This is a genomic window from Nocardioides sp., from assembly GCF_034670285.1.
GTDB lineage: Bacteria > Actinomycetota > Actinomycetes > Propionibacteriales > Nocardioidaceae > Nocardioides.
This window is the reverse complement of the sequence record NZ_JAXMNS010000129.1, coordinates 1-8,827: the sequence shown is the minus strand read 5'-3', so window position 1 is coordinate 8,827 and position 8,827 is coordinate 1. Positions and strand designations below refer to the sequence as shown.

Annotated in this window: 9 protein-coding genes; 5 read left to right on the top strand and 4 right to left on the bottom strand. The window is 71.9% G+C overall.

The features are described 5' to 3' along the window. The 3 genes from VOI19_RS08325 to VOI19_RS08315 form a co-directional block, all read left to right on the top strand. Positions 1 to 184, top strand: a 184-nt coding sequence (locus VOI19_RS08325) for a hypothetical protein (protein WP_323792499.1), incomplete at its 5' end; no start/stop codon positions are given. Beyond that, on the top strand, positions 181 to 1,119 hold the full coding sequence (locus VOI19_RS08320; protein WP_323792498.1) for a hypothetical protein: 939 nt from the start codon (positions 181 to 183) through the stop codon (positions 1,117 to 1,119). The genes VOI19_RS08325 and VOI19_RS08320, both read left to right, overlap by 4 nt. Further along, positions 1,116 to 2,450 (top strand): hypothetical protein, encoded by a 1,335-nt coding sequence (locus VOI19_RS08315; protein WP_323792497.1) that lies wholly within the window; start codon positions 1,116 to 1,118, stop codon positions 2,448 to 2,450. Before VOI19_RS08320 ends, VOI19_RS08315 begins: the two co-directional genes overlap by 4 nt. An 11-nt stretch (positions 2,451 to 2,461) precedes the next feature. Here the strand turns inward: VOI19_RS08315 and VOI19_RS08310 are convergent, their stop codons facing one another. Together VOI19_RS08310 and VOI19_RS08305 are read right to left on the bottom strand one after the other, a co-directional pair. Then, the gene (locus VOI19_RS08310; protein ID WP_323792496.1) at positions 2,462 to 3,889 is read right to left on the bottom strand and encodes a vWA domain-containing protein; all 1,428 of its coding nucleotides are present in this window, start codon (positions 3,887 to 3,889) and stop codon (positions 2,462 to 2,464) included. Positions 3,890 to 3,891: 2 nt separating this feature from the next. Continuing rightward, positions 3,892 to 4,761, bottom strand: a complete 870-nt coding sequence (locus VOI19_RS08305) for a MoxR family ATPase (RefSeq protein ID WP_323792495.1) — start codon at positions 4,759 to 4,761, stop codon at positions 3,892 to 3,894. A 153-nt stretch (positions 4,762 to 4,914) separates the two neighbouring features. On the opposite strand from VOI19_RS08305, the gene VOI19_RS08300 reads away from it, so the two are divergent. Together VOI19_RS08300 and VOI19_RS08295 are read left to right on the top strand one after the other, a co-directional pair. Then, positions 4,915 to 5,268, top strand: coding sequence for a hypothetical protein (locus VOI19_RS08300; protein ID WP_323792494.1), 354 nt, complete (start codon positions 4,915 to 4,917; stop codon positions 5,266 to 5,268). An 84-nt stretch (positions 5,269 to 5,352) separates the two neighbouring features. After that, positions 5,353 to 7,500 (top strand): sensor histidine kinase, encoded by a 2,148-nt coding sequence (locus VOI19_RS08295; RefSeq protein ID WP_323792493.1) that lies wholly within the window; start codon positions 5,353 to 5,355, stop codon positions 7,498 to 7,500. On the opposite strand, the gene VOI19_RS08290 is transcribed toward VOI19_RS08295, so the two are convergent. Both VOI19_RS08290 and VOI19_RS08285 read right to left on the bottom strand, forming a co-directional pair. Then, positions 7,497 to 8,237 carry a cation diffusion facilitator family transporter gene (locus VOI19_RS08290; RefSeq protein WP_323792492.1) on the bottom strand — a complete coding sequence of 247 codons (741 nt, stop codon included), beginning with the start codon at positions 8,235 to 8,237 and terminating at the stop codon, positions 7,497 to 7,499. The genes VOI19_RS08295 and VOI19_RS08290 overlap by 4 nt on opposite strands. Position 8,238: 1 nt before the next feature. Further along, positions 8,239 to 8,610, bottom strand: a complete 372-nt coding sequence (locus VOI19_RS08285) for a metalloregulator ArsR/SmtB family transcription factor (RefSeq protein ID WP_323792491.1) — start codon at positions 8,608 to 8,610, stop codon at positions 8,239 to 8,241. Between the last annotated feature and the right edge of the window lie 217 nt (positions 8,611 to 8,827).

The following is an 8,827-nucleotide window of genomic DNA, read 5'->3' as shown; positions in this document are numbered from 1 at the left end:
GTGCCTCCAGGAGTCGATCGTCGCCATCGAGCGCAGCGTCGCCGAGCGCGTCGCCGACGCCCGCACCCGCTCCTCCGCGGGAACTGCGCGGGTGCTCGCCGACGACGACCTCGCCCTGCTGGCCCTCGAGGCGCCTCCGACCGGGCACCGCGACTGGCTCGCCCTGGAGCTCCCGCACGCATGAGCACCATCGACCTCAGCACGCCCAGCCCGGCGCCGCGGAGCCTTCTCGGCTCCCTGCCCCGCCGGGTCGCCCTCACCCTCCCCGAGCTCCAGGAGGTCGCTCGGCGTGCCGGTGACGCTCCACTGCCCTTCGACCTCGCCGAGTCCGCACCGGCCGACGCCTTGGAGTCACGGCTCGGAGAGAGCCGCGCCTGCGTCGAGGACGAGGCGTACGCCACCGCCCTGGCCGCCCTGCACGACCCCGTCGACTCCCTGACCCGGCGGGGACTGATCTCCAGCGACGGGACCCTCGAGGAGGGTCTCGCCGGTGCGGTCGGGCTCCTCGCCACGCCCCAGGTCGCGCTCGACCTCGACCTCGGTGTGCAGGGCGAGTCCCTGCGCCAGGTCAAGGCGTGGCACCGACAGTCCGGCGACGCCGTGGCGTCCCTGGCCACCGGCGACGGACTCGTCTTCGAGCTGGCGTGGTTCCCGACGACGGCGTGGCCCGCCGAGCTCGCCCGGGTCGCGGTGCTGCCCGAGGACCACTCGAAGCGCGCGTCACAGGTGCCCCCGGTCGTCGACCTCCCCTTCGAGCTCGCCGACGCCGCTGTCGAAGCCGGCTCCCACGGACGCTCCGACCTCCTGCAGGTGCTGATCTCGCGTCACGAGGGCGACGTCCTCGACGGCGAGGGCCGTCCCCTGCCCCAGGCAGAGGTGCCCGGGGTGCTCGACGCCCTCGGGCGCGAGAGCCGTGGTCGGCTGCGCGCCCTGGTCGCCGATGTCTCGCGCTCGACGACCACCGTGGTCGGCGTCCGGTCCTGGGTGCTGCTCGCCGACGGCTGGCGCACGCTCCACAGCCACCACGGCGGGGAGCCGGCGCGGGTCGAGATCCGCTCGATCACCGCAGCCGAGCTGGCCGTCGACCTGGCGCCGGTGCTCGCGGAGGTGACCTCGTGACCGAACCAGTCGGGAGTCCCCTCGCAGGGCCCGTCGAGACCGCCGACCGAACCGACTCCTACGCCGCCATGCGGCGCCTGGCGCGACTGCTCGACCGGTCCGGGGCCGAGCTGCGCCAGCGCGCGACCCTCGGGACCGCCATCACCGGCGACTCCGCGTTCGTCGACTCCGCGGGCCTGTCACCACGCACCCACCAGGAGGCCCACGCCGCCATCCGCGCTGCCACGACCGGGTCCCGAGGGCTCTCGGCCCGCTCGATCGAGCTCGCCGCCGACGCTCTCGCACTCCAGGCGACCGTGCGCACCTACGAGTGGATCGACGACCTCCAGGCAGCGGCCCACGACTCCCTCGGAGCGATCGCGGGACGTGCGATCGGCTACCTCGCCCCTGCCGTCGCCCTGGGTGGAGCCCTCGTCTCCGCCGGTCTCATCGAGACCGACGCCCTCGACCGCGACGACGTGGCCGGATACCTCTCGGAGCTGGCCGAGTCGAACCCCGAGCTCATGCACCACGTCACCAGCGGTGGCGGCCTGGTCGACGGGCTGCAGCTGCGCTCCCTCCTGACGTCCGGTCTCGCCACCGCCAACCCCGGACCCGAGGCGGCCGCGGGCGGGTTGCGCGCGCTGGGGATCGCCCCACTGCCCGTCGAGGCCGCAGCCGTGCTGCGCGACGTGGCCGCCGACGTCGACGCAGGCACCAGCACCACGCCGATCGATCCCGACCGTTCCGAAGGCACGCCGCCGCGCGACCTGGCCGGCCTCCTGGCCGAGCTCGAGGCGACGCACGCGCCGGTCGTCATACGGCGGGTGGGCGCCGGGCGCTGGATCGTCTACCTGCACGGGTCCGCGGCCACCGGGCCGCGCGCCTCTTCGTCAGGAGCACTGCGACTGGCAACCGGGGACGCCTCCGACCAGACGGCTGCCGTGGTCGCCGGCATCGAGGCGGTGGTCGCGGACGAGCCCGACGCACGAGTGATGCTCGTCGGAGCCGGGCAGGGCGGCGCCAGGGCCGCCGAGGTCGCGGCCCGGGCGCCGAGCCGCACGTTCGTGATCGAGCAGGTCGTCACTTCCGGCGCCCCCACCGCTCACGTGCCGCGACTCCCGCCCTCCACGCGGGTGCTCTCCCTCGACGACCGCTCGAGCCCGACCGCGCTGCTGGGCTCCTTGATGAACCACGGCGCACCCCATCGCCTGACCGTCGTCCACGACCCGGCCCCGAAGGGCACGACCGGACGCCACGAGCACGGCGGCCGGATCGTCGACGCCAGCGAGCACCCCGACCTGGTGGCCGCGGTCGAGCGCCTCCGGACGCTCGGGTTCCTCGCCCGCTGAGCCTCGGAGCCCTAGAGCGCGAGGTCGTGAACGAACTCCGCGAGCTGGGCGAGGTTGCGGCACTCCACCATGTCGACGATGTCGCCATAGGTGCGAGCAGCCGAGTCTCCGGTGCCCCAGTTGCGGACGTGCTCGGGGTTGAGCCACCAGGCGTGGCGCGCGGTCGAGGCCATCTCCTTGAGCACGTCGCCGGCCAGGTCGGAGTAGTTGGAGCGCGCGTCGCCCAGGATGAGGAGCGAGGTCTTGGGCCCGATCGCGTCGCCGTGGTCCTCGGCGAACTTGGTGAGCGCGCGTCCGTAGTTGGTGCGCCCCCAGAGCGCGGCGTGCGAGGTGCTCGCGGCGAGGTCGGCCATCACGTCCACCACGTCGGCTCCGGGGGTGAAGTGGTGGGTGACCTCGTGGACGTGGTCGATGAACGTGAACGCGCGCACCTTCTGGAAGGCCTCACGCATCGCGAAGACCAGCAGCAGCGTGAACTGCGCGAAGTTGGCCACCGAGCCGCTCACGTCGCACAGCACGACGAGCTCGGTGCGGTGCGGACGCTTGGGACGGTGATGCGTGGCGATCGGCACGCCACCGGTCGACATCGAGGCGCGCACGGTGTGGCGGAAGTCCAGCGGTCCTCGTCGGCGCGCGTGGTGCTCCTTGGTCAGGCGGGCGGCGAGGCGGCGGGCGAGCGGGTAGATCTCGCGGCGCATCTCTTCGAGGTCGGCCTTGCGGGCCGAGGTGAAGTCGAGGCGGTCGATGCTGGGACGCAGCGCCACTGACGCCACGTGCTGGGCACCCTTCTCCTCCGCGATCCGGCGCCGCGCGTCGGCCTCCACGGTCGCGGTGAAGGCGCCGATGCGTCGTCCGGCGGTGCGCTGGGCCTCCTCCTCGGTGAGCCCCTCGCCGAGCAGGGCGGCGACGATCCGGTCGATCAGCTCGCTGGGAGCGACCCGCTGGAGCGCGGTGTAGGCCGACCACGACGACAGTCCGGGGCCGCGCCCCGGCATCGCGCCGAAGCGGCCGACCATCTCGGCGGCGAGCTCCTGGAGGCGCTGCTGGTCGCCCTGCTCGAGTGCCTCCTGCAGCTGGGCCCGGAAGGCGTCGAGGGCCGCGCCGTTGTCGCGCACCGGTGAGCCGGCGCCGTCCTCGGCCCCCTCTTCGGCCGCGTCCGCCTGGCGCTGGGCCTCGGCGACACCGCCGCCGACCATCCGGGGGAAGTACAGGTCGAAGAGCGCCTCGAACGTCGGGCGCTGCGCGTGCCGCTTGAGCAGGGTGGCGGCGTAGACGTCGTGCACGATCGCGCGGTCGGTCCACTCGACGGAGGTGAGGGCGGAGACGGCGTCGAGGTCCTCGGCCAGCGAGACCGAGAGGCCCGCGCCCCGCAACGCCTCGAGGAAAGCGATGTGACGGTCGAGCAGCCCGCTGCGGGCAGCCGCCCCCTGGGAGTCCACGATCAGCGCCCGAGCCGGATCTCTTTGATCGCCCGGGCCTGGTCGGAGGAGTGCTTGAGGATCACGCCGAGGGTGTCGGCGATGGCCTTGTCGTCGAGGTCGCCGATCTCGAGAGCCACCAGGGTGCGGGCCCAGTCGACCGACTCGGCGATCGACGGGGCCTTCTTGAGCTCGAGCTCACGCAGTCGCGCGATGGTCGCGACGAGCTGACCGGTGATCTTGTCGTCGAGGTCTGGCACCTGCGAGGAGACGATCTCACGCTCCCGCTCGGCGTCGGGGTAGTCGAGGTGCAGGTAGAGGCAGCGTCGCTTGACGGCCTCGGAGAGCTCGCGGCTGGCGTTGGAGGTGAGGACGACGAACGGCCGCTTGGTCGCGGTGATCGTGCCGAGCTCGGGAATCGTGACCTGGAAGTCGGAGAGCACCTCGAGCAGCAGACCTTCGACCTCGATGTCGGTCTTGTCGACCTCGTCGATCAGCAGCACGGTCGGCTGCTCACGTCGGATGGCAGTGAGCAGCGGCCGAGTGAGCAGGAACTCCTCGGAGAAGATGTCGTCGTGGGTCTCGTCCCAGTTCTGGTCGTCGCTGCTGGACGTCGCCTGGATACGCAGCAGCTGCTTCTTGTAGTTCCACTCGTAGAGCGCGCGGGCCTCGTCGAGCCCCTCGTAGCACTGCAGGCGCACCAGGTCGGCTCCGGTCGCGCGCGCGACCGCCTTGGCCAGCTCGGTCTTGCCCACTCCGGCGGGCCCCTCGATCAGGAGCGGCTTCTCCAGGGCTCCGGCGAGGTACGACGTCGTGGCCGTCGTGGCGTCGGCCAGGTAGCCGGCCTCGTGGAGCCGGGCGGAGGCGTCGGCGGGCGTGCTGAACCAAGTCATGGCCTCATCCTCGCACCCGGACCGTGCCGGCGATCGTGGCCGCCCGTTGGACGGTGACGCTCCTCGGCCGCTGATCCGGCGTGACCCCCTCGGCCTTGCGTCGTTGTACCAGCGTCTCGCCCCCAATCCCCCCACCCACCGACGGAGGACCCGATGACGCACCCTCCGCACCCGTTCCTGCGCCGGTCGATCGGCGCGGTCAAGTGCACGATCGTCGCCGTCCTGGCCTTCCTCGCGGTGTCCGCGACGAGCGCACCCGGCGCCCTCGGCACTGACGCAGCTGTGGCCCAGGAAGTCCTGGTCGCCCCCGCCGGCGAGGACCGTCTCGAGCGGCTCCTGCAGCGCCACGACTGCTCCGCGACGGGCTTCGGCGTCGACGTGATCCCGGGATCGTCGCTCGTGCTCCAGGACGACGAGGTGCGACACGTCAGCTTCGACGACGGGTGGGACGTCTACACCGGTGCCCAGCCCGGCACCCTGCTGGCGGTCTGTCGCGCCTCGGTCTAGCTCTCGGAGCCGTCTCCCGCTGCGGTGCGCTCACCACGACGTCCGCCCAGGTGATCTACTGGCCACGCAGGGAGGGAGCACCACGTGACCATCGATGACCGGAAGGCCGGGCACGTCTCTGTGCGCCGCGACTCCACAGGCCGTCACGCACGCCCCCGTCCCGAGGCTGTGGAGGAGGCCACCCTCCTCGAGGCCGTCGAGGCCCGCACGCTCGCCAGCCTCCCGCAGGCCGAGCTGGTGCGACGTCTGAGCCTGGTCGCCGTCGCGTCCGGCGCGCTCCTCGTCCTGGTCGGCGGCGTCGCGATGCTGGGCTGGATCGTCGACGCCCCGTCGCTCTACCGCGTCTCGGCCGAGACGGCGTCGATGAAGTTCTCGACCGCGCTCGGCCTCACCACCATCGGTGTCGCGATCCTCCTGAGCCGCCGCGGCGACCGCGTCGCACGCACCGCCGCCACGGTGCTCACCACCGGGGTGGCGCTCCTGTCAGGGCTGACCATCAGCGAGTACGTCCTCGACGTCACCTACCCCGGCGACAACCTGTTCGGCCTCGACGCCGGCGACCTCGGCGGCGATCCGGCCGGACGGATGTCGTTGGCGACCGCGATCGGCATCCTCCTCGTCGCGGTCGCGCTGCTGCTGATCGACCGGGGCCAGGTGATGGCCGGCCAGCTGGTCGCGTCGGTGTCGCTGATCATCGGCATCACCACGTTGGTCGGCTACGCCTACGGCGTGGAGTCGCTCTACACGATCGGCGCCTTCAAGAGCATCGCCCTGCGTACCGCGGTCGGCCTCGTGCTCGGCAGCCTCGGCGTGCTGCTCCAGCGTGGCGACGCGGGCTACATGTCGCTCATCAGCGGCAACACCGCCGGCGGCATCATCGTGCGGCAATTCCTGCCCGTGGCCACGCTGGTGCCGGTCCTCGGCGGGCTCCTGGTGGTCCACGCCGCCGACACCGGCGAGACCGACAAGACGGCCGGACTCATCGCGATCGCGGCGACCCTGGTCGGCGTCGTGGGCTTCACCCTCGTCTGGCTCCAGTCCTCACGTCTGCGCCAGGTCGACCTGCGCCGCGCCGGTGCTGAGAACGCCTTCGCGCTCGCCCGCGAGGCCATCGAGGCCCGCGACGCGATCGCCGAGGAGCTCGAGCTGAGCGAGCGCCGGGCCAACGCGATCATCGCGGGGTCCTGTGCGGCCTACGTCACCTTCGGCCTCGCCGGCACGATCGAGGGGTGGAACGATGCAGCGCTCACGCTCTTCGGCCTCTCCCCCGAGGAGATGCGCGGCAAGCAGGCCCGAGAGCTGGTGCAGCGCTCGAAGGTCAACGACGGTCGCTCCGAGATGATGGCCTACCTCGCCGGCGAGGGGCCGCCGCCGGCCGACCAGCAGTACGAGGCCGACATGATCGCGCGCGACGGTCGACGCCTGCGCGTCGACATCTCGCTGTGGACGGTGACCGACGAGGCCGGACTGACCTTTCACGCGTTCATCAATGACGTCACCGGGCGGCGCCAGGCCGAGCTCGAGCTGCGGCGCGCCAACGACGACCTCGCCGACTTCTCGGCGGCGATGGCGCACGACCTGCGCACGCCCCTGACGGTGGTGAAGGGCTTCAGCGGCATGCTCGCCACCAAGCTCGCCGGCACTCCGGAGTCCGACCTGGCCGAGCGGATCGACCGGGCGGCCGACCGCGGCGCGCGGCTCATCGACGACATCCTGTCCTTCGCCCAGATCGGGCGCACGGCGCTCGAGCGGCACCGCGTCGACGTCGACACGCTGGCTCGACGGGTCGCCGCAGAGCAGCTGAGCGCCTCCGGGCGTGACGCCGACGTACGCGTCCGTCCGTTGCCGGAGATCGGCGGCGACCACAACCTCCTCGAGACGCTGCTGTCGAACCTGATCGGCAACTCCCTCAAGTACGTCCCCGACGACCGCTACCCCGTCGTGGTCGTCGATGCCATCACCGACCCCGACACGGCCTGGCCCGTGCTCCGGGTCGCCGACAACGGGGCGCCGATCACGGACGGCGAGCGGATCTTCGACATGTTCGAGCGCGGCGCCGCCGACGACCGCACCGTCGGCAGCGGCGTCGGTCTCGCGGTGTGTCGTCGTATCGCCGAGCTGCACGGCGGTCGGATCTGGCTGGAGGTCTCCGAGGACGGCGGCCCCCGCTTCTGCGTGCTGCTCTCCAACGCCCCGACGCTGCCCACGGACGCGACGGAGCCGGTCTCCTAGCAGCAGGAGCAGCCAGTGCCGGTCTTCTCGGGCTCGGCGGGCCGTGCGGGGGGCTTCGGCGCGGGGGCGCAGCAGCCCTCGCCGCGCCAGGCGTCGCGGCCCTCCTTGATCGCGATCGCGGCGATCACCAGTCCGGCGATCGGGTCGGCCCAGTACCACCCGAGCGCCGAGTTGGCGACGAGACCGAGCAGCAGCACCGCTGAGAGGTAGGTGCACAGCAGCGTCTGGGTGGAGTCCGCGACGACGGCGTTCGACCCGAGGGCCTTGCCGGTGCGCCGCTGGGCCCACGAGAGGAAGGGCATCACCACCAGCGACGTGGAGGCGATCACGATGCCGAGGGTCGAGTGCTCGGCGGCTCGCCCGTCGATCAGTGCTCGGACGGACTCGACGCCCACGAAGACCGCGAGGGCGAAGAACGAGACGGCCATCAGTCGAAGCGCCAGGCGCTCGCGCGACTCCGGGAGCACGTGCCTGAACTGCCACAGGATGATGAGCCCCGACGAGACCTCGACGACCGAGTCGAGCCCGAAGCCGACCAGGGCCACCGAGCCGGCGACCAGGCCGGCGGTGATGGCGAGCACCGCCTCGATGAAGTTGTAGGCCACCGAGGCGCCTGCGAACAGCTGGGCCCGTCGGCCCAGGCGCTTGCGGTCGTCCAGGGTGAGGACGGGCCGCCCAGCCTGACCGCTCTGACCGGCCTGTCCGGCCTGATCTGTGGTGTGGGTCGCGCAGGCCATCTCAGCGCTCCCGCGCGAGGGTCTCGGTGCCGTTCGTCGCGCACCCGACGGCTGCGGCACCGGTGAGGACGAGCAGCTCGTCCGACAATGCGAGCAGCCGCTCGACCGCGTCAGGGTGTGTTAGCGAGAACACCGAGGCCCGACCCTTGGGCCGTGACGTCACCACGCCACAGTCACGCAAGCAGGCGAGGTGCTTCGACACCGTCGACTGCGCCAGCCCGAGGTGATCGGTCAGGTCGACGACGCGGTGCTCGCCCAGCGTGAGGTGCCGCACGATCGCGACCCGCGACGGGTCACTGAACCCCTTGAAGAGGCAGGCGGTCGCGTCGAGAAGCTCCTTCGAGGTCTCACCGGGGAGCGTTGTCATCGTCATGTGGCGATGCTAGCACGGCTCGCACTTCCGCCGTTCCCAGGGACTTCCTGACGTTCTCAGGGGAAGCACTCCCTGAGAACGTCAGGAATCCCCGGAGATCCGGGGATTCCTCCGCCCAGAGGCGCCAGAGAACGCACGAAGCCCGGACCCTCGCACTGAGGATCCGGGCTTGAAGACGTCTTGCGACATCACGTGGCGGTGGCGGTGGGATTTGAAC